This is a genomic window from Streptomyces sp. NPDC001904, from assembly GCF_040297005.1.
Lineage (GTDB): Bacteria > Actinomycetota > Actinomycetes > Streptomycetales > Streptomycetaceae > Streptomyces.
The window spans coordinates 222,797-247,668 of the sequence record NZ_JBEOYI010000009.1; the positions used below are offsets into that span (position 1 = coordinate 222,797).

Annotated in this window: 20 protein-coding genes and 1 pseudogene; 12 read left to right on the forward strand and 9 right to left on the reverse strand. The window is 70.3% G+C overall.

Annotated elements, in window-relative coordinates:
* Nucleotides 1-80: 80 nt before the first annotated feature.
* The 5 genes and pseudogenes from ABT127_RS17745 to ABT127_RS17765 form a co-directional block, all read right to left on the reverse strand.
* Nucleotides 81-799, reverse strand: a pseudogene (locus ABT127_RS17745) (HAD family hydrolase).
* Between the two features lie 18 nt (nt 800-817).
* Nucleotides 818-1,486, reverse strand: a complete 669-nt coding sequence (locus ABT127_RS17750) for a DUF4241 domain-containing protein (protein WP_351450389.1) — start codon at nt 1,484-1,486, stop codon at nt 818-820.
* 132 nt (nt 1,487-1,618) lie between these two features.
* The gene (gltX, locus tag ABT127_RS17755) at nt 1,619-3,103 is read right to left on the reverse strand and encodes a glutamate--tRNA ligase (RefSeq protein ID WP_351450392.1); all 1,485 of its coding nucleotides are present in this window, start codon (nt 3,101-3,103) and stop codon (nt 1,619-1,621) included.
* Nucleotides 3,096-3,893, reverse strand: a complete 798-nt coding sequence (locus ABT127_RS17760; RefSeq protein WP_351450395.1) for a fumarylacetoacetate hydrolase family protein — start codon at nt 3,891-3,893, stop codon at nt 3,096-3,098. Before ABT127_RS17760 ends, gltX begins: the two co-directional genes overlap by 8 nt.
* 85 nt (nt 3,894-3,978) lie before the next feature.
* Nucleotides 3,979-4,167: a hypothetical protein gene (locus ABT127_RS17765; protein ID WP_351450398.1), complete on the reverse strand. Its 189-nt coding sequence runs from the start codon at nt 4,165-4,167 to the stop codon at nt 3,979-3,981.
* Between the two features lie 560 nt (nt 4,168-4,727).
* Between ABT127_RS17765 and ABT127_RS17770 the strand changes: the two genes are divergently transcribed.
* From ABT127_RS17770 to ABT127_RS17810, 9 genes are all read left to right on the forward strand, one after another.
* A complete protein-coding gene (locus ABT127_RS17770) occupies nt 4,728-8,537 on the forward strand; it encodes a sensor histidine kinase (RefSeq protein ID WP_351450401.1) in 3,810 nt (1,269 codons plus the stop codon).
* 9 nt (nt 8,538-8,546) lie between these two features.
* On the forward strand, nt 8,547-8,960 hold the full coding sequence (locus ABT127_RS17775) for a roadblock/LC7 domain-containing protein (RefSeq protein ID WP_111668161.1): 414 nt from the start codon (nt 8,547-8,549) through the stop codon (nt 8,958-8,960).
* A 172-nt stretch (nt 8,961-9,132) separates the two neighbouring features.
* On the forward strand, nt 9,133-9,543 hold the full coding sequence (locus ABT127_RS17780) for a DUF742 domain-containing protein (RefSeq protein WP_351450404.1): 411 nt from the start codon (nt 9,133-9,135) through the stop codon (nt 9,541-9,543).
* Nucleotides 9,524-10,114: a GTP-binding protein gene (locus ABT127_RS17785; protein ID WP_351450407.1), complete on the forward strand. Its 591-nt coding sequence runs from the start codon at nt 9,524-9,526 to the stop codon at nt 10,112-10,114. The genes ABT127_RS17780 and ABT127_RS17785 overlap by 20 nt, the downstream gene beginning before the upstream one ends.
* A 372-nt stretch (nt 10,115-10,486) precedes the next feature.
* Entirely contained in the window at nt 10,487-13,729 is a 3,243-nt protein-coding gene (locus ABT127_RS17790) for a sensor histidine kinase (protein ID WP_502971725.1), read from the forward strand.
* A 10-nt stretch (nt 13,730-13,739) separates the two neighbouring features.
* A complete protein-coding gene (locus ABT127_RS17795; protein WP_033321188.1) occupies nt 13,740-14,153 on the forward strand; it encodes a roadblock/LC7 domain-containing protein in 414 nt (137 codons plus the stop codon).
* A 94-nt stretch (nt 14,154-14,247) separates the two neighbouring features.
* Entirely contained in the window at nt 14,248-14,841 is a 594-nt protein-coding gene (locus ABT127_RS17800) for a DUF742 domain-containing protein (RefSeq protein ID WP_351450409.1), read from the forward strand.
* Nucleotides 14,822-15,412 carry a GTP-binding protein gene (locus tag ABT127_RS17805; protein WP_111668156.1) on the forward strand — a complete coding sequence of 197 codons (591 nt, stop codon included), beginning with the start codon at nt 14,822-14,824 and terminating at the stop codon, nt 15,410-15,412. The genes ABT127_RS17800 and ABT127_RS17805 overlap by 20 nt, the downstream gene beginning before the upstream one ends.
* Before the next feature lie 364 nt (nt 15,413-15,776).
* Nucleotides 15,777-16,442 carry an RNA polymerase sigma factor gene (locus tag ABT127_RS17810; protein WP_351450413.1) on the forward strand — a complete coding sequence of 222 codons (666 nt, stop codon included), beginning with the start codon at nt 15,777-15,779 and terminating at the stop codon, nt 16,440-16,442.
* A gap of 537 nt (nt 16,443-16,979) precedes the next feature.
* Here ABT127_RS17810 and ABT127_RS17815 read toward each other — a convergent pair.
* Nucleotides 16,980-17,426 (reverse strand): ATP-binding protein, encoded by a 447-nt coding sequence (locus tag ABT127_RS17815; protein WP_351450416.1) that lies wholly within the window; start codon nt 17,424-17,426, stop codon nt 16,980-16,982.
* 173 nt (nt 17,427-17,599) lie between these two features.
* On the opposite strand from ABT127_RS17815, the gene ABT127_RS17820 reads away from it, so the two are divergent.
* Genes ABT127_RS17820 through ABT127_RS17830 form a run of 3 tightly spaced genes read left to right on the forward strand, consistent with a single transcriptional unit; the run spans nt 17,600 to nt 18,923 of the window.
* Nucleotides 17,600-18,457, forward strand: a complete 858-nt coding sequence (locus ABT127_RS17820; RefSeq protein ID WP_351450419.1) for a helix-turn-helix domain-containing protein — start codon at nt 17,600-17,602, stop codon at nt 18,455-18,457.
* Nucleotides 18,457-18,687: a DUF397 domain-containing protein gene (locus tag ABT127_RS17825; protein ID WP_351450586.1), complete on the forward strand. Its 231-nt coding sequence runs from the start codon at nt 18,457-18,459 to the stop codon at nt 18,685-18,687. Before ABT127_RS17820 ends, ABT127_RS17825 begins: the two co-directional genes overlap by 1 nt.
* The gene (locus tag ABT127_RS17830) at nt 18,684-18,923 is read left to right on the forward strand and encodes a DUF397 domain-containing protein (protein WP_351450422.1); all 240 of its coding nucleotides are present in this window, start codon (nt 18,684-18,686) and stop codon (nt 18,921-18,923) included. Before ABT127_RS17825 ends, ABT127_RS17830 begins: the two co-directional genes overlap by 4 nt.
* A gap of 85 nt (nt 18,924-19,008) precedes the next feature.
* Here ABT127_RS17830 and ABT127_RS17835 read toward each other — a convergent pair whose 3' ends face one another.
* The 3 genes from ABT127_RS17835 to ABT127_RS17845 all read right to left on the reverse strand — a co-directional run bounded on the left by ABT127_RS17835 (nt 19,009) and on the right by ABT127_RS17845 (nt 24,851).
* Nucleotides 19,009-19,200: an acyl-CoA carboxylase subunit epsilon gene (locus ABT127_RS17835; RefSeq protein ID WP_351450424.1), complete on the reverse strand. Its 192-nt coding sequence runs from the start codon at nt 19,198-19,200 to the stop codon at nt 19,009-19,011.
* A 28-nt stretch (nt 19,201-19,228) separates the two neighbouring features.
* Nucleotides 19,229-20,824, reverse strand: coding sequence for an acyl-CoA carboxylase subunit beta (locus ABT127_RS17840; protein WP_351450427.1), 1,596 nt, complete (start codon nt 20,822-20,824; stop codon nt 19,229-19,231).
* Between the two features lie 199 nt (nt 20,825-21,023).
* Nucleotides 21,024-24,851 (reverse strand): endo-alpha-N-acetylgalactosaminidase family protein, encoded by a 3,828-nt coding sequence (locus tag ABT127_RS17845; RefSeq protein WP_351450430.1) that lies wholly within the window; start codon nt 24,849-24,851, stop codon nt 21,024-21,026.
* Nucleotides 24,852-24,872 lie beyond the last annotated feature (21 nt).

The following is a 24,872-nucleotide window of genomic DNA, read 5'->3' on the forward strand; positions in this document are numbered from 1 at the left end:
CCATCCCCTGGGGGACTTTGCTCGGCTTGCGCTTCCGGGTCCGGGGCTTTCGGCCCGCTCCCCTCGGCGCAGGAAGAACATTACCCGAAGGTGTCCGGCGCTCCAAAACGGGTTACCCGGCCAGCAGCGGAGGCAGCTGGTCAAGGCCGGTGATGCGGGTGAGTTCAGGCCGCCCGCCCTGCCCGCCGCGGTCGAGCCAGATGCCGGTCAGGCCCGCCTCGACCGCTCCCCTGGCGTCGGTGTCCGGCTGGTCGCCGACGTACGCGACCTCGTGCGGAGCCAGGGACAGTTCGGCGCAGACGGCGTGGAAGGCGGCGGCCTCCGGTTTGGCGACGCCCAGTTCGGCCGCGCAGACCACCGTCTCGAAACGGTCGCGCACGCCGAGGACGCGGAGCTTGCGGTCCTGGTTGTGCAGCGAGGAGTTGGAGAGCACCGCGTGGCGATGGGTGCCGGCGAGGGCGTCGAGGGCCGGCACGGTGTCCGGAAAGAGCGCCCAGGCCGCCTCGTAGTGGCCCAGATAACGGGTGAACCAGGCGTCCGCCTCCGGGTCCGTCAGCTCGCTCCCCACGAAGGCGCGCACCCGGTCCCTGCGCTGGCTCTCCCAGTCCGTCTCGCCCGCCTCGAAGCGCGCCCAGTGCTCGCGCGTCAGGGCCTTCCAGCGGGCGAGTGCGGGCTCGGCGCCGCCGTAGGTGTCGAGCAGGCCCTCGGTGGCCAGGTGGGCGGCCATGCCGGCGGTGTCGGCGGTCGCGTAGTCGAAGATCGTGTCGTCGATGTCCCAGACGACGGCGCGGATGGGCATGACACGAACGTACGTCGATCAGTCGCCTTCGGGGTCCTGGATCACGAAGAAGTCCGTGACGAAACAGGCGACCTCGCCGGTGGCGGTACGGCCGATCCAGGTCGGGTAGGCGCCGTCGCCCCAGCCGGAGCCGAACGCCGCCACCGTGTGGCCGGTGGACGGGGACGTGACCAGATAGGGGCCGGGCGCGTGGTCGTGCTCCTCGAAGGCGTCCCAGAGCGGGCCCTCGTCGCCCTCGCACTCGGGGAAGGATTCGTCGGACTCGGCGTCGTAGAAGCAGCCGGTGCCGGCGTCCACGCCGTAGCCGAAGTACTCGTCGTCGCCGAGCTCGCTCGCGTCCTGTCCGGCCTGGAGGGCCTGTTCCCAGCTCGTGACGGGTTCGTCGCGTATGACCAGCCGGGCGGCCGCGACGCGCTCGTGCGGGGTGTCGGACGGCGGCTCGGCAGGGTTGGTCAGGGTCGCGACGGCGGCGTCGACGCGGTAGCGGCCGGGCTCGACGCCGACCGTGAACGGCTCGCACTCGCCGCCGCCCAGGGTGAGGAACGGGTCGGAGGCGACGACGCGCCCCGAGGGCAGCCACAGGTCCCCGGCGGGGCGGACCGTGATGACGCCGATCGTGCCCGTCTCGAAGGTGAAGGTGTGGCCGGGGGTGAAGTAGCGCGCGTAGTCACGGGCGGGCATGGGCATGGCGGTGGCTCTCCGGAAGTGGCGGGGCGGGAGGTGGCGGGTGACGACTGCACCGTAGTGCCCGGCGCGGACAACGCCCGAGGGGCGGCCCCGGATCGACCGGGAGCCGCCCCTCGGGCGTACGGGAACCGCTTACGCGGCGAGCTTCGCCAGGGCCGCGTCGATGCGGGTCAGCGTCTCGTCCTTGCCCAGGATCTCCAGGGACTCGAAGAGCGGGAGGCCGATCGTGCGGCCGGTGACGGCGACACGGACCGGGGCCTGGGCCTTGCCGAGCTTGAGGCCGTGGGCCTCGCCGGCGGCCAGGACCGCTTCCTTGAGGGACTCCGGGGACGTCCAGTCGGCCGCTTCCAGCTTTTCGCGGGCCGTGGTGAGGAGGGCGTCGCTGCCTTCCTTCATGGCCTTCGTCCAGCTCGGCTCGTCGAAGACGGGCGCGGGCAGGAAGAGGAAGTCGACGTTGTCCGTGATCTCGGAGAGGACCTTGAGGCGGGTCTGGGCGTGGGGGGCGATCGCCGCCCACTTCGCCTCGTCGAAGTCCTCCGGGGCCCAGGGTGCGAAGGGGGCCCTCAGCCACGGCTCACAGCGGGACGCGAAGTCCTTCGGGTCGAGCAGGCGGATGTGGTCGCCGTTGATCGACTCGCACTTCTTGAGGTCGAAGCGGGCCGGGTTCGGCTGGACGTCCGTCACGTCGAAGGCCGCGACCATCTCGTCGATCGAGAAGATGTCGCGGTCCGCCGAGAGGGACCAGCCGAGCAGCGAGAGGTAGTTGAGCAGGCCCTCGGGGAGGAAGCCGCGCTCGCGGTAGAGGTTGAGGCTGCTCTGCGGGTCGCGCTTCGACAGCTTCTTGTTGCCCTCGCCCATGACGTACGGGAGGTGGCCGAAGAGGGGCGTGGACTTCGCCAGGCCCAGCTCGGTCAGTGCCTCGTAGAGGGCGATCTGGCGCGGGGTGGAGGAGAGCAGGTCCTCGCCGCGCAGGACGTGGGTGATCTCCATCAGGGCGTCGTCGACCGGGTTGACGAGCGTGTACAGCGGGGCGCCGTTCGCGCGGACGATGCCGTAGTCCGGGACGTTCTCCGGCTCGTACGAGATGTCGCCGCGGACCAGGTCCGTAAACGTGATCGTCTTGTCGGGCATCCGGAAGCGGACGATCGGCTTGCGGCCCTCGGCCTCGTACGCCTGCTTCTGCTCGGCGGACAGGTCGCGGCAGTGGCCGTCGTAGCCGGACGGCTTGCCGGCGGCGCGGGCGGCGTCGCGGCGGGCGTCCAGCTCCTCCGTGGAGCAGTAGCAGGGGTAGGCCTTGCCGGCGGCGAGCAGCTTGTCCGCGACATCCTTGTAGATGTCCATGCGCTGCGACTGCCGGTACGGGGCGTGCGGGCCGCCCACCTCGGGGCCCTCGTCCCAGTCGAAGCCGAGCCAGCGCATCGCGTCGAGGAGCTGGTCGTACGACTCCTCGCTGTCGCGGGCCGCGTCGGTGTCCTCGATGCGGAAGACCAGGGTGCCCTGGTTGTGGCGCGCGAAGGCCCAGTTGAACAGGGCGGTGCGCACCAGGCCCACGTGGGGGTTACCGGTGGGCGAGGGACAGAAACGGACACGAACGGGAGACGCTGCTGCGCTAGCCACGCTTGACAACCTTGTTGGTGAGAGTGCCGATGCCTTCGATGGTGACGGCGACCTCGTCGCCGACGTTCAGGGGGCCGACCCCTTCCGGGGTGCCCGTGAGGATGACGTCGCCCGGCAGGAGCGTCATGGCCTCGGAGATGTTGACGATCAGGTCCTCGATGGACGTGATCATGTCCGACGTCCGTCCGAGCTGGCGCTGCGTGCCGTTGACCGTGCACTGGATCGTGAGGTCCGAGGCCTGGGCGAGCGTGAGGTCCGTCTCGACCCAGGGGCCCAGCGGGCAGGAGGTGTCGAATCCCTTGGCGCGGGCCCACTGCTTCTCGCGCTTCTGGACGTCGCGGGCGGTCACGTCGTTGGCGGCCGTGTAGCCGAAGATGACGTCCTTGACGCGCTCGCGGGGCACCTCGCGGCACATGCGGCCGATGACCACGGCCAGCTCGGCCTCGTGGTGCAGTTCCTCGGAGAAGCCCGGGTACTGGATCTCGTCGCCCGGGCCGATGACCGAGGTCGACGGCTTGAAGAAGGCGAAGGGGGCGTCCGGGACCTCGTTGCCCAGCTCCTTCGCGTGCTCCGCGTAGTTGCGGCCGAAGGCGATCACCTTGTTCGGGAGCACCGGGGGCAGCAGCCGGACCTTGTTGAGCGGGACCTTCGTACCGGAGAGTTCGAAGTCCGCGAACGGGATGCCCTTGATGATGTCGAGGACGAGCCCCTCGGTCGTCCCGGGTGGACTGTCGCCTTCGACCGCGCCGAAGGCGACGTTCCCGTCGATGGAGAATCTGGCGATGCGCACGGGTGGCTGCGCCCCTTTTGCTTGCGTTGGGCCCGGGTGGGATGTGACCGCTCCAGGCTAACGCGGTGGGGCCCCGCCGGGCGCGTCAGGCAGCCGGGGTGATCTCCGGGGCGACCATCAGGATCGTGCGCCGGGGGTTCGCCGTGTTCGTGGGGAGCGTGGCCGAGTGCTCCGGGACGGCCGGCGCGGCCTGGATCTCGTCGGCGTCCTTGAGGTGCGCCAGCGTCGTACGGCGCGGGTTGGCAAGGTTGAGGGAGATCATCGTCGTCTTCATGACAGTGCTCAGGAACCTTCTCGGTTGTCGGGCGGGCCATCCCTGTAAAGCGTCAGGCTAAACATCTGATTCCCGTCGAAAGCCGGGAAGTTGCGATCCGGCCCGTGTGAGTTTGCTCACGAGTAGGCAGGCAAAAGGGACACTTCCCCCGGTCAATCCTCCCCAGGGAAACGGACATTGCGTACCTGAAGGCACCATTCCGCTGCCGATCATGGCGACTGGGACACCCCCCTGCCGTAAGCGAAACGCCCAGTGATGCCCGGTATCTACTAGATCATCTTCTACGTCTTGTGACTCTCCCTGCACATGCCGTCACGGCGGGTGTGCCGCGCCCCTCGGGCCTTGTTGGAGATCCGGCACTGTGCTGGAATTCCCGGGACCGTCGCGGCATCGAACCGGCGCACCGGGCGCGAGAGAGCGCCGGACTGCGGCGGGGAGGGGGAGCCAGCGCCGGTCACTCACGACCAACTGGGGGGCGTTCAGGTCGCCCCTCGAACTACGCCGACACCGTCTTGTCCGTCCTCACGGGCGAGGCGCCTGGTCCAGAGGTTGCGACGCTAGTGCAGGGACGTAAGAACAGGGATGGCAGCGCTGCGGCGGAGCCGGAGCCGCGCGGCGGGACCGGCCCGATAGCCGGCGGTTCCCAGCCCCCGCACGCCCAGAACCCGGGACGCACGGCGTCCGTCGACGTCGGTGAGCGCGACACGCGCTCCGCCACGACGGGCGGCCCGGCCGCGCCCGCGGAGCCCCAGGCCCCCAAGCCCAAGACGCCCACCGGACCCGGCTCCCGAATAGCGCTGCGCAACTGGCGCATCTCGACCCGCCTGGTGTCGCTGCTGGCCCTGCCCGTCGTCGCGGCCACCTCGCTCGGCGCGCTGCGCATCGCCGAGTCCCTGAACGACATCGATCAGCTCGACAACATGAAGTTGTTGACCGAGATGACGAAGCAGGCCACCGACCTGGCCTCGGCGCTGCAGACCGAGCGCGACCAGTCGGCGGGCCCGCTGGCCAACGACCCGAAGGCCGCGGCCACCAACTACGACGTGAAGCAGGCGCGTCAGGAGACCGACAAGTCGAGGACCGCCTTCCTCGACGGGACGTACGCCGTCGACGGCGACGACGAGTCGAGCCTCAAGGGCGTCCGCGACCACGCCGTGCAGATCGCCAAGCAGCTCAACGAGCTGAAGCAGATCCGCGCCGACGCCTACGCCAAGGGCCACCCGACCTCGCAGACCGTCGAGGCGTACAGCCGCATCATCGACAACCTGCTCTCGCTCTCCACCGACATGGCGCAGGCGACCAGCAGCCCGGAGATGATCGACCGCACGCGTTCGCTGGCCGCGTTCTCCAACGCCAAGGAGTACGCCTCCGAGCAGCGCGCCATCATCGCGGCCGCCCTGCCGGAGAACGGCAAGACGTTCGGCAAGCTGTCCGACACCGACCGCCTCTACGGCCAGGCCGCCATGAGCGACCAGGCGAACGCGATCACCTCGTTCCGCTCGGTGTACGGCGAAGTCGCCGCCGAGGAGCTGCTCAGGCCGGTCACGGACAACAACGCCACCATCAAGGCGGCCGACAACTACGCGGACCGGGTCTTCACCCGTACCGACGGCATCAAGACGCAGGACAAGCGCTCGTACCGGGACTGGTACGACGCCGACACCTCGCGCATCACGCAGATGTCGACCATCGAGACGACGCTGCTCAACGAGATGGAGCAGCAGGCCCGCGAGCTGCGCAGCGACTCCGAGCGCCAGGCGATCATCAACGGTGCGCTGATCCTGCTCGTGCTCGGCGTCTCGCTCGTCGGCGCGTTCGTCGTGGCCCGGTCCATGATCCGCTCGCTGCGCCGGCTCCAGGACACCGCGACCAAGGTGGCCCAGGAGCGGCTGCCCGAGCTGGTCGCCCAGCTGTCCGAGTCGGACCCGCAGGACGTCGACACCTCCGTCGAGTCGGTCGGTGTGCACTCCCGGGACGAGATCGGCCAGGTCGCCGCGGCCTTCGACGACGTGCACCGCGAGGCCGTGCGTCTCGCCGCCGAGCAGGCCCTCCTGCGGGGCAACGTCAACGCGATGTTCACCAACCTCTCGCGCCGCTCGCAGGGCCTCATCCAGCGTCAGCTCTCGCTCATCTCCGAGCTGGAGTCCCGCGAGGCCGACCCCGACCAGCTCTCCTCGCTGTTCAAGCTCGACCACCTCGCGACCCGCATGCGCCGTAACGGTGAGAACCTGCTCGTTCTCGCCGGTGAGGAGCCCGGCCGCCGCTGGACGCGGCCCGTGCCGCTCGTCGACGTGCTGCGTGCCGCCGCGTCCGAGGTGGAGCAGTACGAGCGCATCGAGCTGGCCTCCGTGCCCGCCACGGACGTCGCCGGACGCGTCGTCAACGACCTCGTGCACCTGCTCGCCGAGCTGCTGGAGAACGCGACGTCGTTCTCGTCGCCGCAGACCAAGGTCAAGGTCACCGGTCACGCGCTGCCCGACGGCCGCGTCCTGATCGAGATCCACGACACCGGCATCGGCCTCTCCCCCGAGGACCTCGCCGCGATCAACGAGCGGCTCGCGTCGCCGCCCACCGTGGACGTCTCGGTCTCGCGCCGCATGGGTCTGTTCGTGGTCGGTCGTCTGTCGCAGCGTCACGGCATCCGCATCCAGCTCCGTCCGTCGGACTCCGGCGGTACGACCGCGCTGGTCATGCTGCCCGTCGATGTCGCCCAGGGCGGCAAGAAGCTTCCCGGCAAGCCCGGTGGCCCGGGCGGCTCCGGCGGTCCCGCCGCCGCGCAGGCCGCGGCCGGTGCCGCCGCCGCGCGCCGCGGTGTCGGTCCGGGCGGCCCCGGTGCGGGTGGTCCCGGCGGCCCCGGTCCCGGTGGTCCCGGCGCGGGTGGTCCCGGCGGTGGCGCCGCGGGCCGGCTCGGTGCCGGTCCCGGTGCCTCGCGGCCGCAGGTCGGCGCGGGCCAGAACGGTCCGCGTGCGGCGCTGCCCGCGCGCGACGGCGGTGCCCCGGCCCCGCAGGCGCCCCAGGCCCCGCAGCCCGCGCGCGCCCAGCAGAACGACCAGCAGAACACCGGAGCCTTCAACGCGCAGGCTCCCGTCCCGCCGCAGCAGCGCACCCACAGCGCCCCGGGCGACCAGGGCCGCGGTCAGGGCCAGGGTCAGGGCCGGGGCGGACGTCCCGTGCTGCCCCCGCGCGGCGGCCCGCGCGCCGAGCTGCCGGGTGGCAACCCGGCGCCGCGCGTGCCGAGCTGGAGCGACGAGAACGCACAGCCGAACCTCGACGTACCGCGTGGCCACGAGGAGACCGACTCCCTGGACTCCCTCGGTTCCACCGCGCAGTTCCCGCGGATCCAGGACGAGCCGCAGGGCCAGCGTCCCGGTCAGGGACAGGGTCAGGGTCAGGGCACCGGTCAGTTCGTCCGCTCGGACGTGTTCGGCGGCGCCCCGAACGGCGGCGCCCCGCAGTCCAACGGCGGTTCGTACGACAACGGCCAGGACTTCGGTGCCTTCCGCGAGAACGGCCGGCAGGGCCGTCAGGACCAGCCCGCGCCGACGGGCCAGTACCAGACGGGTCAGTACCAGACGGGCCAGTTCCAGACCGGTCAGTACGAGACGGGCCAGTACGACACCGGCCAGTACGAGCGTCCGCAGGACCCCGCGAGCACCGGCCAGTACGAGCGCCCGGCCGCCCCGCGCCAGCGCGACGACTACGGAAACCAGGACTACGGCAACCAGGGCAACCAGGGCATCCCGGCGCAGCCCGCTCAGCAGCAGGGTTACCTGCCGCCGGCGGACCAGCCGGGCGACGGTCGCACGCCGCTGTACGACAACCTGGAGACCAACTGGTTCCACGGCCAGCAGCAGGCCCAACAGGCTCAGCAGGCCCAGCCGGCCCAGCCGGCCCAGCAGCAGAGCCGGCCGCAGGACCAGCAGCCGCGGCAGTCGCAGCAGCTCCCGCAGCGCGGTGCTCCGCAGCAGTCCGCCGCGCCCACCCAGCCGCAGGCCCCCGCCGAGCCGCAGCGCCTGCGGGCGCGGGCCCCGGAGGCCGCGCCGGTCCTGCCCGACGCCGGGCAGGACCAGGCGAACTGGCGTCAGTCCCCGAACGACGAGCTGATGCGTCAGGCCGAGCGGGTGCGCAAGCCCGCCGCGGGCGGCGTCACCGTCTCGGGTCTGCCGCGCCGTGTCCCCCGGGCGAACCTCGTGGCGGGCACGGCCCAGGAACAACAGCAGCACCAGGCCGGACCCCAGGTCTCTCGCGCGCCCGACGACGTGCGCGGACGGCTGACCAATCTCCGTCGGGGCATCCAGCAGGGCCGGCAGGCCGGAAACAGCGGCCAGACCGGCAGCCACCCTCGCCCCACTCACCAGCAGGAGCGTTAGTTGAGCCAGATGAGCCAGGCGGCACAGAACCTGAACTGGTTGATCACCAACTTCGTGGACAACACCCCGGGTGTCTCACACACGGTGGTGGTGTCCGCGGACGGTCTGCTGCTCGCGATGTCGGAAGGGTTCCCGCGCGACCGCGCGGACCAACTGGCGGCCGTCGCCTCGGGGTTGACCTCGCTGACGGCAGGGGCCTCGAGAATCTTCGAGGGCGGTCCTGTGAATCAGACGGTCGTGGAGATGGAGCGCGGCTTCCTCTTCATCATGTCCGTCTCGGACGGCTCGTCGCTGGCCGTGCTCGCGCATCCCGAGTGCGACATCGGCCTCGTCGGGTACGAGATGGCGCTCCTCGTCGACCGCGCGGGCGCCGTCCTCACCCCGGATCTCCGCGCCGAGCTGCAGGGCACCCTGCTGCACTGACGGACCAAGGGCCCGTGTGACGGCCGGTAACCCCGGTCACGCACCAAGTCTTACGCACCAACAGCCCCGAATGCCACAGCACTTACGTAACCCCCGTCCGGCCGTCACAACTCCCCCACCGGCCCACCCTCAGACGGCAGGCCCCGACCCCGCCGTCCCGCCCGGAGGATCCATGACCCCGCCCACCGCTCCTCACGATCCGTACGGCAGTGCCGCACATGCCGGTTACGGTCATGAGGGCGACCAGCCGCTGGTCCGCCCCTACGCGATGACCGGCGGCCGGACCAGGCCGCGCTACCAGCTCGCCATCGAGGCGCTCGTCTCCACCAGCGCCGACCCGGCGCAGCTGGTGACCCTGCTCCCCGAGCACCAGCGCATCTGCCACCTGTGCCGCGAGGTCAAGTCGGTGGCCGAGGTGTCGGCGCTGCTGTCGATGCCGCTCGGTGTGGCCCGGATCCTCGTCGCGGACCTCGCGGAGGCCGGGCTCGTCGCCATCCACCAGCCGGGTGGCGACGAGGCAAACGGCGGCGCGCCGGACGTGACTCTGCTCGAAAGGGTGCTCAGTGGACTTCGCAAGCTCTGACGGCGCGCTCGGCGCGGACCCCCGTCCCACCACATCGGCGAAGATCGTGGTGGCGGGCGGCTTCGGCGTCGGCAAGACCACGTTCGTGGGTGCGGTCTCCGAGATCAATCCGCTGCGCACCGAGGCCGTGATGACCTCGGCCAGCGCCGGGATCGACGACCTGACGCACACCGGGGACAAGACGACCACCACGGTCGCCATGGACTTCGGCCGCATCACGCTCGACCAGGACCTGATCCTGTACCTGTTCGGCACCCCGGGCCAGGACCGCTTCTGGTTCATGTGGGACGACCTGGTCCGCGGCGCCATCGGCGCCGTCGTCCTCGTCGACACCCGCCGCCTCGCCGACTGCTTCCCCGCCGTCGACTACTTCGAGAACTCCGGCCTGCCCTTCGTCATCGCCCTCAACGGCTTCGACGGACACCAGCCCTACACGCCCGACGAGGTCCGTGAGGCGCTGCAGATCGGGCCCGACTCGCCGATCATCACCACCGACGCGCGACACCGTGCGGATGCAAAGAGTGCGCTGATCACGCTGGTCGAGCACGCGCTGATGGCCCGGCTGAAGTAGCCGGAGACGGCTGAAATCCAGCCACCAAGTGGCTGGATCCGTACGGCAGTTGTCGTAGGCCCTTCAGAGGCCCCTGTGGCCTTTGACACGCGGGGCCCCTGTGTTCATAACGTTTCGACAGAGAATTCCAGGGGTCCCACCACGGGTCGCGCACACCCGGTTCCACTGCGCTCACAAGAGCCCCGCCTTTTGGCGGGGCTCGCTCTTTATGACCGTTTTATCTAGGGCATGGATCACCTGGGGGTTCCACTTCCGACTGTTTGGAAGTGCGCCTCCTGACGTGCTGGAATGCGCTGAACTGCCCAGTAAGAACGGGCCTGGAGACATACCGCGGCACAACGTAGGTGCCGACGCCGAGAGGTTGTTGGTCGAGTGAGGCGAAGCAAGAACAGCCCCGAGCCCGCGTCGGGGGCACGGGGCAACTTCACCCCGCCGCCGCGCACAGCGGCGCCGGCCGCCCCCGTGGCCGAGACCGTGGCGCCGGCCCCGTCCGGCGGCCGGATGTCGCCGCGCAACTGGCGGGTGCCCACCAAGCTGAACGCGATCCTGCTCATACCGGTCCTGGTCGCGCTCGTGATGGGCGGCTTCCAGGTGAAGGGCTCGATCGACACCCTGAACGAGGCGCAGGACGCGGAGAAGACGGCCCGGATCGTCAAGGCCGCCGCCGCCTACGGGCAGGCGCTGCTCAACGAGCGCGACCTGTCGGCCCAGCCCATCCTGTCGGGTGAGCGCGACTCCGCGGCGGTGAAGAAGCTCTACGCGGCCACGGACGACGCCAAGGCCGCGTTCGCCGAGGAGGTCAAGGGCGCCCCCGACAACGCCGGACTGCAGCGCCGCCTCGGACTCATCGAGAAGGCCGAGCCGCAGCTCGCCGTCCTGCGCAAGAAGGCGTACGGGCGCGACATGGACCCGGTGAAGACGGAGGAGGGCTATGTCTCCGTCCAGCACTACCTCATGGAAGTCGCCAACGAGCTGAACCTCGGCAACAGCAACGTGACCGCGTACGGCCGCACCGTCTACGCGATCCAGCTGGCCAAGGCCGCCGAGTCGCTCAACCGCTCCATCGGCATGCACCTGCTGGTGCGGCCCAGCACCGACAAGGCGACGTTCCAGCGCCAGGTCGTCTCCTTCAACTCGTACACCTACCTCGAGGGCATCGCGACGCAGGAGTTCGTCTCCGGCGCCGAGCCCGCGGACGTCGCCAACCTCAAGAAGGTCTTCAAGCAGAAGGCCGCCGAGGGCGTCAAGGAGTACCCGGCCCTCGTCCAGAGCGAGGCGGCCAAGGGCAACAAGCTGCCCACGAAGCTGCCCAGCAAGGACGGCAGCGTCTACGACGGCATGGTCGCCGCGGTCGCCCAGGGCCAGACCCCGCCGGCGCTCGCCGCGAAGGGCGTGACGCCCGAGACCTGGCAGTACGCCACGACGAGCAAGTTCGACGGCTACACCGAGGTCGAGAACGAGCTGATCGACCGGGCCGTGACCGACGCCTCCGGCATCGCGGACAACGCCCAGCGCGACGCGTACATCACCGCGGGCGCCACCGTGCTCGCCGTCCTCGCCGCGTTCCTCATCGCCGGGCTCATGGCCCGCCAGATGTCCCGCTCGATGCGCCGGCTGCGCTCCGCCGCCTTCGACGTGGCCGAGCAGCGGCTGCCGTCCCTCGTCGACCAGCTCTCGCGCACCGAGCCGGGCCGGGTCGACACCCGCGTCCAGCCGATCCCGATCACCACCACCGACGAGATCGGCGAGGTCGCCCGCGCCTTCGACCAGGTGCACCGCGAGGCCGTCCGGCTCGCCGCCGAGCAGGCCCTGCTGCGCGGCAACATCAACGCGATCTTCACCAACCTGTCGCGCCGCAACCAGTCGCTGATCGAGGGCCAGCTGACCCTCATCACCGACCTGGAGAACAACGAGGCCGACCCGGACCAGCTGGAGAGCCTCTTCCGCCTGGACCACCTCGCGACCCGTATGCGCCGCAACGGCGAGAACCTGCTGGTCCTCGCCGGCGAGGAGCCCGGCCGCCGCTGGGACCAGCCGGTCCCGCTGGTGGACGTGCTGCGCGCCGCCACCTCCGAGGTGGAGCAGTACGAGCGCATCGAGCTGCAGGGCGTGCCGGAGGCCGACATCCACGGCCGCGCGGTCACCGACCTCGTGCACCTGCTCGCCGAGCTGCTGGAGAACGCGACCTCGTTCTCGTCGCCGCAGACCAAGGTCCGCGTCACCGCGACCCGGCTGCCCGACGGCCGCATCATGATCGAGATCCACGACAAGGGCATCGGCCTCACCGCCGAGGACTTCGCGGACATCAACCACAAGCTGGCCAACCCGCCGACCGTGGACGCCGCGATCTCCCAGCGCATGGGCCTGTTCGTGGTCGGCCGGCTGTCCGACCGGCACAGCATCCGCGTCCAGCTGCGCCCCTCGGGCGAGCAGGCGGGCACCACCTCGCTGGTGATGCTCCCGGACGTGATCACGCACGGCGGTGGCGGCGACCACCAGCACAGCGCGGGCGGCGAGTTCACCGTCTCCACGATGATCCCGCAGCAGCCGTCCTTCGAGAAGGCGCCGCTGCGCACCGCCGCCGAGCTGGGCTTCGACGACAGCCGCTACGACGTGCCGGACGACGCCCGCGAGCTCGACCCGGTCGGCCGCTCGCTGATGCGCGAGGAGCGCCGTGCGGCCCTGGAGGCCCAGACCCAGGGGGCGGAGTACGGCGAAGAGGGCGACCGGCCGCTCTTCCGTGACGAGGTCCAGCCGCAGCAGGACCAGCGGCAGCCCGGCTATCCCGAACACGACTCGTACGACGGTCAGCAGTACGGGTACGACAGCCAGCAGCAGGTCGCGTACGACGAACAGCAGCAGTCGGGCTACGACAGCCGGCCGCAGGGCGGCTACGACGATGTGCAGCAGTCCGGCTACGACTACTCCGCACCGGCCCAGCAGGACGGCTTCCCCGGCCGGCAGGGCGGTTACGAGGCGGACTACGCCCCGCAGGGCGGCTATGCGGAGGCGCAGCCGAGCAGCTTCAGCGCCTTCCAGGAGCCGCAGCGGCAGTCCGACTGGCAGGCCCAGGAGGGCTACCAGGGCGACTTCCACTCCTCCTACGCCCCGGAAGCGGAATCCGCGCAGGACACTGCCGCGGCGGAGCGGGACAGCGTAGGCTTCGACCCGCACACTCCCGCGACCCCGGCCGGTCCCTCCCCCTCCGTCGCGCACGACATGACCGACGCCGGTCTGCCGCGCCGCGGATCCAGCGCCCCCCAGCGCGAGGAAACCCCGGCACCGGCCACCGGTGACGGCGACAGTGACACCTGGCGCTCGTCCAACGACGAGCGGTGGGAGCGCGCGGAGGCGCTGAAGCGTCCGAAGGCGGGCGGAGTCACCTCCTCCGGCCTTCCGCGCCGGGTGCCCAAGGCCAACCTGGTCGAGGGCACCGCGGAGGCGACACCCCAGGGCGGTCCCCAGATCTCCCGCGCCCCCGAGGACGTACGGGGCAGGCTGAGCAACCTGCGCCGTGGTGTGCAGCGGGGCCGCAGTGAAGGCAACAGTGATACGAACGGCCAGGTCAGCGGGTATCCCGATGGGCCTGACAGCACCTACAACCAGGAGCGTTAGTGTGAGCCCGATGAGCCAGGCGGCACAGAACCTGAACTGGTTGATCACCAACTTCGTGGACAACACCCCCGGGGTGTCCCACACGGTGGTGGTCTCCGCCGACGGACTCCTTCTGGCGATGTCCGAAGGGTTCCCCCGCGACCGTGCCGACCAGCTGGCGGCGGTCGCGTCGGGTCTGACCTCGTTGACCGCGGGCGCGTCCCGCATCTTCGAGGGTGGCTCGGTGAACCAGACAGTTGTGGAGATGGAGCGAGGATTCCTCTTCATCATGTCCATTTCCGATGGTTCTTCGCTCGCCGTCCTCGCACACCCGGAGGCGGACATCGGCCTCGTCGGGTACGAAATGGCCCTTCTTGTCGACCGCGCGGGCACGGTTCTCACGCCCGACCTGCGTGCGGAGCTCCAGGGGAGCCTTCTCAACTAACAGACAGGCGGTGCGTTTTCGCGCCTCGTGGCCGTAAGGTTTCGGGACGCGGCTCCACAGTGATGGTGCCCAGCGCAGTCGGAGGAGGAAGTACGTGTCTGGTTCAGCAACACCGCCGAGCGGTTCGTCGGCCAATTGGCCGCCCTACGGCCCTGCCCAGGGTCAGGCCGGCACGCGCGGTCACGGTCACGACGACGGGTCGCAGAACCGGTACAACTTCCCCTCCACGCCGAGCCACGCCCGGCCGACCCGGCAGCCCGGTCCCTACGACCAGCCGTCGGCGCCGCGCATCCAGCCCGTGCAGCCGCAGCCGCGCCCCGACGCGAATCCCGCACCCCCTGCGAAGAACAATCCCCTGGTGCGCCCGTATGCCATGACGGGCGGCCGCACCAGGCCGCGATACCAGCTCGCCATCGAGGCGCTGGTGCACACCACCGCGCAGCCGCACCAGTTGCAGGGCCAACTGCCCGAGCACCAGCGGATCTGCAACCTGTGCCGGGAGATCAAGTCGGTGGCCGAAATCTCGGCCCTCCTCACGATCCCTCTCGGCGTGGCCAGGATTCTCGTCGCGGACCTCGCGGAGGCGGGCCTGGTCGCCATCCATCAGCCCGGCGGCGACGAGAGCGCCGGCGGTCAGCCAGACGTGACATTGCTCGAAAGGGTGCTCAGTGGACTTCGCAAGCTCTAGCGGAGGGCCGGCAACTCCAAGTCGTTCCACCACGTCCGCGAAGATCGTGGTGGCGGGCGGTTTCGGCGTCGGCAAGACGACCTTCGTCGGCGCCGTGTCGGAGATCAACCCGCTGCGCACCGAAGCCGTGATGACCTCGGCCAGTGCGGGGATCGACGACCTGACGCACACCGGGGACAAGACGACCACCACGGTCGCCATGGACTTCGGCCGCATCACGCTCGACCAGGACCTGATCCTGTACCTGTTCGGCACCCCGGGCCAGGACCGCTTCTGGTTCATGTGGGACGACCTGGTCCGCGGCGCCATCGGCGCCGTCGTCCTCGTCGACACCCGCCGCCTCGCCGACTGCTTCCCCGCCGTCGACTACTTCGAGAACTCCGGCCTGCCCTTCGTCATCGCCCTCAACGGCTTCGACGGCAGCCAGCCGTACAACCCGGACGAGGTGCGCGAGGCGCTGCAGATCGGCCCGGACACCCCGATCATCACGACGGACGCCCGGCACCGCGCGGACGCCAAGTCGACGCTGATCACGCTCGTCGAGCACGCGCTCATGGCGCGGCTGCGCTAGCCGTACGCCGCTCCCGCCACCGCCTTCGCCCCGCCGGTTCCTGCCGGCGGGGCGTCGTCGTTCCCGCGTCCCGACGGTTTCCGGAGGCCCTTCCTCTGCTTCTCGGCCATGCTGCACGAGCGTTCACAGCCTCCCTGCGCACGGTTGCCACAAGTGTCGCGCCGCTGGTAGCAGTGAGTACGCGCAGTAACACCTTTGGTTATAGGTGGAGTTCAGGCGAGATGTCCGCCGGGCAGAACTGACCGAATACACATACCTGCCGCTGTGATGTTTTCGCGCGCTCTCGCGCTCACCTCATGGGGGCGGGACGATGTATCGCGCCCGCCCGCCTCAGGGCGAACTGAGCAGGAAGCGGAGCCATCCGATGAGCTTGTCCTACTCGGGCGCCACGGTCACCAGAGTCGGTGCCGTGGTCGCGCGATCCGAACGGCCTCCTAGTACCCGGCAGGGAGCGGCGAAGACGACCATCCGCGAGGCGGAGTGCTGCCTCCTGCACGACGCGGTCCAGCAGGCACAGAAGGGGGACGAACGGGCCTTTCGCACCGTCTACCAGACGCTGCATCCACGGCTCCTCGCCTACGGACGGGCCCTGGTGGGCGCGACGGAGGCCGAGGACGTCCTGTCGGACAGCTGGCTGCAGATCGCCCGGGATCTCCACAAGTTCCGGGGTGACGGAGCCGGCTTCCACGGCTGGTGCAGCAGGATCGTGCGCAACCGGGCGCTGGACCACGTCCGCTGGCACAAGCGCCGGCCCGAGGCCCTGGGCGACCTGAGCACGGTCCAGGAGCGGCCCGCGCCCGACGACACCCCGACGCAGGCCCTGGACACCCTGGGCACCGAGCGCGCCCTCGCCCTCGTGGCCCAGCTGCCGCGACAGCAGGCCGAGGCCGTCATCCTGCTGGCCGTCGTCGGACTCGACGCCAAGCGCGCGGCCGAGATCCTCGGCAAGCGGGTCGGCGCCGTCCGCACCGCCGCCCACCGCGGCATCCGCAAGCTCTCCGGTCTCGTGACGGAGACCGCGCACACCTAGCACCACCCGCGCGGCCGGGCCCCGATCCCCGCCCGCGCATCGACCGGTCCCGCGCCGCCCCTGCCCCGGCGACGCGCCCCTGACCGTCCTTCGGGCCTTCTGGCCGCCCACCCGGCGCGCCGAGCCCCTTCAGCGACGTCCGCCTCGCGCGGACCCGGCGCCCAGGTCCCCGGCGCAGCACGGCAGCCGCCGGCCTCCCCGCCGCCGCGAACTCACCGCGGAGCGGAGCCCGTTCGACGGCCGCCACCCGTACGGGACAGCCTCGTGGCCCCGCGCCGCCCGCCCTGCGGGCCGCACACGCCCCGTTCCGGTCCCGTTCGACGGGCCCCGCCCGTCCGTGCCCGCCTGCCCGTCCCGGCCGCCCGTGCGGTCCGCGCCGGAGGCGGCACCCACGCACGTCCGCGCTCGACCACACAGAGGATACGAATGACCACGCACAGAAGCAGAAGGGTGTCGCCCTGGCCGCCGTCCGTGAGGACGGCGACCAGGGCGACACCCGGTCTCCTGCGGGGGGCCGGTGAGCCGGCCGCTACGCCATCAGTCGCAGCCGTCCGCCTCCGCGTCCCCGAGGCCCAGCTCGGCCCAGACCACCTTTCCGGTGGGGGTCGGTGTCATGCCGAAGGCCGAGGCGTGGGCGGCGACCAGGAACAGGCCCCGTCCGCCGGTCTGGAAGAAGTCCGGGGGCTCCGTGGGCACGGGGACCATCTCGGGGGACGTGTCCGCCACCTCGAGGCGCACGCCCTCGGCGGTCCGGCTGATGACGAAGTCGAAGGTGCTGTCGTCGCAGTGCCGCACATTGCTGCACAGCTCCGTGGCCACGAACGACGTGTCGTGCACGAGCTTGTGAAGTCCCCAGGAGCGCAGGCAGGCGCCCACGATTCTGCGGATCTGCTCCAGACGGTGCGGGCTGTACTCCATACGGATCGCGCACGGCCGATCGAGCATGTCCAACAGCTCGATCTCATCCGTCGGCTGGTCCGGCATTACCCCTCCGGGGGTTCATCGGCGGTCAACTCGCTTGCGGACAACAGGCGTTGCCTCACCAGCATGGCGCCGAAACTATGCCCTAGGCAAGTATTACGTGCGAGTACCTTGCCGGTGCGAAGGGATTGCATATGACAGTTGTGTGGCCCGAGGGGGCGGGACATCATGTGGCCATGTCCCAGAGCGAGATGCCCACGATGCGCAGCCGCCGGCTCGGAGCAGAACTGCGGCGGCTGCGCAATGAAGCCGGCCTGAAGGTCAACGACGCAGCCCTGGCACTGGAGTGCGGGCAGCCGAAGATCAGTCAGATCGAGACCGGCAAACGCGGCATCCGCCAGCTCGACCTGACGACCCTGCTCAACCTCTACGGCGTCACGGACGAGCGCCAGCGGGCCAACCTCAAGCGACTGGCCCGGGACGTCCACAAGGTGGACTGGTGGTCCGGCCAGGGCCCCCTATTGAGTGACGACCTGCGCGACTACCTCACCCTGGAGGCTGATTCCTCGCTCGTCCGCTCCTTCGAACCCTCGGTTCTTCCTGGTCTTCTGCAGACCGAGGCATATATGCGCGAGATATTCACCGCAGGAGCCGACACGGATTACGTGGAACCTCTTGTGAAGACCCGGATGAGACGCAAGGATCTGCTCGGCGGAACGAACGAATTCCGTTTGAGAGTGGTCATCGACACGCCCGCACTGCACCGTATCCCCGGTCCGCGGACCCTGATCCGTGAGCAGTTCGAGCACCTCATGGAGACCGGCGAGTTGCCCAATGTCACCATTCAGATCCTGCCATTGGACATCGCTCTTCCACTCTCCCAGTACGCTCCCTATACGCTCTTCACCATGCGCGGCGAACCGCCCGTACAAGTGGCATGGCTGGAGCACATGACCGGCGGCACGCTCCTTGAGCAGCGACCTGACGTGGAGACTTACACCAAGGCGTGGGACGACCTGACGGCGGCCGCGCTCTCTCCGGCAGAGTCACGCCGGTACCTCAGTGACCGAATCAAGCAAGAGAGCGAATCATGATGTCCCCCACTTCCGCACCCACCGCCTCGCTCCGCGAGATCGGGTCGGCAGCCTGGCACAAAAGCACGTTCAGTGGCGCGTCCAACGGCTGCGTGGAACACGCGAAACTCACCGGGAACCGCTGCGCGGTCCGGGACACGAAACATCGCGAGTTCGGCGCGATCGTCTTCGATTCACCCTCTTGGGACGCATTCATTTCAAGCGTCAACTCAGGAGTTCTTCCGCTATGAGTACACGTATGGATCCGGACATCGAGAAAGAACGGCTCTACGCTCTCGATCTCTCCGGTGCCGAATGGCTGAGAGCCCCGGGAGACGCCTCCGGCAGCCCGGTGGAGGTCGCCTCGCTCGGCGACGGAGCGGTGGCCATGCGCAACCCGGCCGCGCCCCACGCCCCCGTCCTGCGCTTCACCGCACACGAGTGGGAGGCGTTCAAACTCGGGGCGCTGGAGGGCGAGTTCGACTGACCCCCTGAAAGACGGACACGACGTGAGCCCCGTCCTGAAGGACGGGGCTCACGTCGTGTCGTGGTGGCCGTGCGGGCCGGGCGGGCTAGCCCTGCCAGGAGTGCGGGGCGCGGAACCCGTGCTGGCGCTCCAGGCGGCGCCAGCCGGCGCGGGACTGGCGGGCGGCCGCGGGCGCGGACGGCTGGGCGGCGGCGCGAGCGACCAGGAGGGCGGTGATGGCCGCGACCTCTTCGGGCTCGGCGTTGCCCTTCTCTACGCGGATGTCGGGCATGGACATGGGGCAGGTCTCCTAGGACTGGGGGCCGCTACTGCGGCGGGTTGCCGTGCTTGCGGGACGGCAGGTCGGCGTGCTTGGTGCGCAGCATGGCCAGGGACTTGATGAGCACCTCGCGGGTCTCGGCGGGGTCGATGACGTCGTCGACCAGGCCGCGCTCGGCCGCGTAGTACGGGTGCATCAGTTCGGCCTTGTACTCCTTGACCATCTTCTGGCGCATGGCGTCGGGGTCCTCGGCGTCGGCGATCTGCCGGCGGAAGATCACGTTGGCCGCGCCCTCGGCGCCCATCACCGCGATCTCGTTGGTGGGCCAGGCGTAGGTGAGGTCGGCGCCGATGGACTGCGAGTCCATGACGATGTAGGCACCTCCGTACGCCTTGCGGAGAATCAGGGAGATCCGCGGGACGGTGGCGTTGCAGTACGCGTACAGCAGCTTCGCGCCGTGGCGGATGATCCCGCCGTGCTCCTGGTCGACGCCGGGGAGGAACCCCGGGACGTCGAGGAGGGTCACGATCGGGATATTAAAAGCGTCGCACATCTGCACGAATCGGGCAGCTTTTTCGGATGCCTCGATGTCCAGGACGCCCGCGAGGGACTGCGGCTGGTTGGCGACGATGCCCACGACCTGGCCGTCGAGCCGGGCCAGGGCGCAGATGATGTTGCGCGCCCAGCGCTCGTGGACCTCCAGGTAGTCGCCGTCGTCGACGAGCTCCTCGATGACCTTGGTCATGTCGTACGGGCGGTTGCCGTCGGCCGGGACCAGGTCGAGCAGGACGTCCGAGCGGCGGTCCGCCGGGTCGTCGGACTCCACCGTCGGCGGGTTCTCCCGGTTGTTCTGCGGGAGCAGCGAGATCAGGTAGCGGACCTCGGCGATGCAGGTCTCTTCGTCGTCGTAGGCGAAGTGGCAGACACCGCTGGTCTCGGCGTGGACGTCGGCGCCGCCCAGCCCGTTCTGCGTGATGTTCTCGCCGGTGACCGCCTTGACGACGTCCGGGCCGGTGATGAACATCTGCGAGGTCTCGCGGACCATGAAGACGAAGTCCGTGAGGGCGGGCGAGTACGCGGCGCCGCCGGCGCACGGGCCGAGCATCACGCTGATCTGCGGGATGACGCCCGAGGCCTTGGTGTTGCGCTGGAAGATGCCGCCGTACCCGGCGAGCGCCGAGACGCCCTCCTGGATGCGGGCGCCCGCGCCGTCGTTCAGCGACACCAGCGGGGCACCGGCCGCGATGGCCATGTCCATGATCTTGTGGATCTTCGCGGCGTGGGCCTCGCCCAGCGCGCCGCCGAAGATCCGGAAGTCGTGCGCGTAGACGAAGACCGTGCGGCCCTCGACCGTGCCCCAGCCGGTGATGACACCGTCGGTGTAGGGCTTCTTGGCCTCCAGGCCGAAGCCGACGGCGCGGTGCCGGCGCAGCTGCTCGACCTCGTTGAACGACCCCTCGTCGAGGAGCAGCTCGATGCGCTCGCGCGCGGTGAGCTTGCCCTTGGCGTGCTGGGCCTCGGTCGCCTTGTCGCTGGGACCGGCCAGGGCCTGTGCGCGGATCGCGTGCAGCTCGGCCGTGCGCCCGCGGGCGTCGGTGGGCTCGTCCCCGGGGTTCGAGGCGGTGTCGTCCAAAACGGTCATGTAGCGACCTTACGAAGCCGACCAAGGAAAACGGGCCGTCGACTCTGTACAGTCTCCGGCCCGTTTTCCTGGTAGCCCCGAACAGAACGGTTCCGACATGCAGCCAAAGTCACTGCTCAGGGCCCCATCGGGTTGTGGGGGTCATACAAAGGGGCGCGGTGAGACGCCCGTCACGTCATCCAACTGTTCACTCAGCTTTTCACCCGCCGCAATGGAAGCGGGCCGCTCCCCAGTCGGCGTGGTCGTTGCCGTTGCCGTCGCCGCCGTCCCCGACGATCAGGTCGACGTACTGGGCGCCGGTGACGTCGGCCGAGAGCGACCAGGCCGGGTCGGCGGCCTTGAGGACGGGTGAGGCCGTCTTCTCCGTGCCGTCGGCCGCCACCGAGAATCGCACACTTCCGCGGCTGGTCTGGACGTCGTCGACGCCGACCTCTGCCGTGAAGGAGGTGCACCGCCCGCCGAGGTAGTAGCGCACCTCGGCGGGGGCGTGGGTGCCGAGGCCCTTGGCGTACGGGGTGCCGCCGATCTTCAGCGGGGTGCCGTCGCCCTGGCCCTGTTCACCGACGGACTGGTCCTTCTCGACCGGGCCCCAGCCGTTCTCCGCCGAGGTCCAGTCCAGGTCGCTCGCGTACGTGTCCGTGGTGGGCGGCGGCGGGAGGGTGCGGGCGGTGGTGCGCGCGGTGAGGGTGCGCGCGGTGCCCGCGACCGTGTACGCCGCCTTCGCCGTCAGGTCGTAGGACTCGTATGCGGCATCGACCGGCGGGGTGACCTGCCAGGTCGCGGTGGCGCGGGCGCCGGGGGCGACCGGGTCGAGGCCGGCCGGGCCGCTGGGCTCGGCCTTCCACCCCTGCGGCAGGTCGAGGGTGACGGACACGTCCTCGGCCCGGTCCTTCTCGTAGTTGGTGAAGGTGGCCTCGACCTTGTTGGGCCTGCCCGGTTCGAGGGTCTCCCCCGCCTTGAGGGCGAGCGTGCCGCAGGCGGCCGGTTCCTTCGCCGGGCCGAGGTCGGTCACGGTGAAGTCGTCGAGCACGAAGTCCGCGCCGTCCGGGGCGCCGGGCAGCTTGCGCAGGCCGGTCCAGGTGTCGCCGCAGCCTGCGGTGACGGTGGTGGTGAAGCGGCCGGTGGTGCGCTGCTGTCCGATCGGTTCGGCGGCGGTCCCCACGGCGTCGTCGCCCCGGTCGTAGCCGCTGATCCACTGGTAGGCACCGGCGTGGCTGGACTGGTAGGCGAAGTCGACCCGGTAGGCGTGGCCGTCCTTCATGGGCACGGACGCGGGCGAGGTGCGGTAGACGACGCCGTCGTTCTCCTCGTGCGACTTCAGGGACTCGCCGCCGCCGATGACGTCGTCGACCAGCTTCCCGTTCCAGCCGGCCTGGGTGTACGGGGCGTTCTTCTGCGCGATGTGGGTGCGCGGGTCGGTGACGCCGCCCGCGTCGCCCTTGTCGAAGGGGCCCCAGCCCTGGTCGACGTCCTCGAAGTCCTCGTGCACGACGGTGCCGGGCTCGGTGGCCGGGGCGTTGCGTACGATCCGTACGTCGTCGACGCGGACCGTGGCGGCGCCGTCGTCGGCGGCCGTCGCGACGCGCAGGGTCGCCGAACCCTTCCGGTCCGCCGTGAAGTTGACCTTCATCCGCTGCATGTTCGTGCCGTGCCAGTCGCTGGCCGCCATGGTGTCGGGGAGGGTGGACCGGTCGATCGCGGCGGACGCGCCGCCCGCGCTCAGGGTCGTGTGCCGGGAGGCTCCCGGCTCGACCTCGACCCAGGCGGAGGCGGTGTAGCGCTTGCCGGGCGCGAGCCCGGTGACGCGCTGGGCCACCGAGGCGGCGCCCTTGCCGGTGAGGGCGGCGCTGTTGCGGCCGTTGCCGTCGGTGTCACGGGCGACGGAGCCGGTCCTGTCCCAGCCCCCGAGGCGGGCGTCGTTGAAGCCGGGGTCCTTGACGCCGGTGCCCTCGCCCCAGGCGGGGTCGGCGGCGCGGGGGGTGTCACCGGCCGGGTAGAGGACGTAGGGCTGTCCGGCGGCGGCCTTCAGCGTGATCCTGCCGTCGGCGCCGGTGCGGACGGTGCCGGTCTTCACCCGGCCGTTGTCGGTGAGCTTGTAGACGCTGTACGCACCGGGAGCCACGGCCCAACTGCTGGTGCCGCCCTGCTTGTTGTAGTGGTACAGCTTCTGGTCGCCGTCCTTCGCGGACCACGGGAGCAGGTAGCGGTCGCCGTCCAGGACCTTGCGGCCGTGGTCGTAGAAGGTGCGCCGGCCGTCCTCGACGGTGCCGCGCAGGCCGCCGGTGAAGGTGATGTCGTCGCCGTCCCAGCGGGTGATCTTCTGGTGCTGGAGGTACTTGGCGGGCAGGTCGCGCTGCCAGACGTTGGCGTAGAAGTCGTTCCAGTCGTTCTCGCCGGTCCAGCCCTCGAAGTCGACGAGGGCGCTCTGGCCGAGGACGGGATCGTTGTTCCAGACGTCCTTCTCGCTGTTGCGGATGAACCGGATGATCTTGGAGTTGAGGCCCTTGTTGGTGGCGCCGCCGTAGTCGAGGTCGTTGGCCCAGTGCGACCACAGGGACTGCCGCTCGAACTTGTCGGCCCACTCGGTGGCCAGGTGGAAGCCCTGGCCGTTGATGGCCCTGGCGGTCTGCTCGGCGATCCAGCCGTGGGTGTAGTACACGTCGACGTAGACCGTGGTGAGGTTCTTGTCGGTCTCGTCGCGCAGCTGCTTGAAGCGGGCGGCGAGGTCGCCGCTGTCGATGTCGCGGCGCTGGTCGATGTAGTAGCTCTGGTCGAGCCAGTTCCAGCCCGGGGACTTCGGGTCGATCAGGTCGTCGTTGAAGTGCTTGGCGACCGGGTACGCCTCGGTGGCGTTGACGTGGACGCCGAACTCGGCGCCGTACTTCTTGCCGGTCCTCAGCAGCTTGTTGAGGTCCTTCAGGCCGCCGGCCCGCTCGTTGTAGTTGCCGCCGTAGTCGGGATGGGCGGAGTCGTGGCCCTCGGACGCGTATCCCTTGAGCAGCGCGAACTGGCCCAGGTCGTCGGTGGCCAGCGAGATCCGCTTGACGTCGTCGAGGGTGCGCAGGAACGGGTGCTGGGCCTGGCTGGCGAAGTTGAACGGGATGTGGGTGACGACCCGGTCCGCGGTGTCCTCGCCGCCCTGCGGCTCGATGCCGATGGTGCGGAAGGCGACGGCGCCGTCCTGCCAGTCGACGGTGTCGTCGCCGTTGGCGTCGGGGGTGACGACGACCTTGGCCCACGGGAGGTCCGTGCCGGTGGCGTGGGCCGGGGATCCGGCGCCGCGGTAGGTCCACTGTCCCGACCACACGCCGACGCGGGTGGAGCCGTCGGCGTCCTTGCGGGCCTGGTGCCAGAACCGGGCGTCGTCGCCGCCGGTCGCGCCGCTCGGCTTGTCGTACGTGGAGTTGGACTCGACGGCCGCGGCCAGCTTCCCGGTGTTGACGATCGCGTACGAGGCGCCGGTCGCCGACGTCTCGGCCGGGGTGCCGGCGGTGACCTTGCCGAAGACGTCGGCCGTGCGGGTGGAGTCCGGGTCGAGCTTGGTGAACGCCGTCTCGGCGCCGCCGTCCGCGCTGCCGACCGAGACGAGGTCCTGCCCGGGGATGTCGATGGTCCCGACACGGAAGGCGCCCGTGTCGCGGACCGCCGTGATCCTGAAGGTCGTGGTCCGGCCGGCGACCCCGAGGGTGGCGTCGATCTCCACGCCGGGCAGGTCGGGGAAGGTGAGCGTGTACGCGGCCGTGGACCCGGTGACCTTCGGTGCGGCCTCGACCTCGGTGGCGTACGGCTTGCCGTTGAGGGTGACCTCGGTGACGGGCCGGGTGCTGCCGAGGAGGCGGGCGCCGTCGGCCCGGTTCTCGTAGGACAGGACGCGGGGGAAGTCGTCGGCGACCGTCACCTTGAGCCGGGCGCTGGTGAGGACCGTGCCTTCCGGCTCCGCCGCGTTGGCGCTCGCCGCTGGGGTGAGGGTGGCTCCGAGTACGGCCGCGAGGGCCAGGACGTAGGGGGCTCGGGATCTTGGGGGCATGTCGTTCTGGGTATCCGCGGG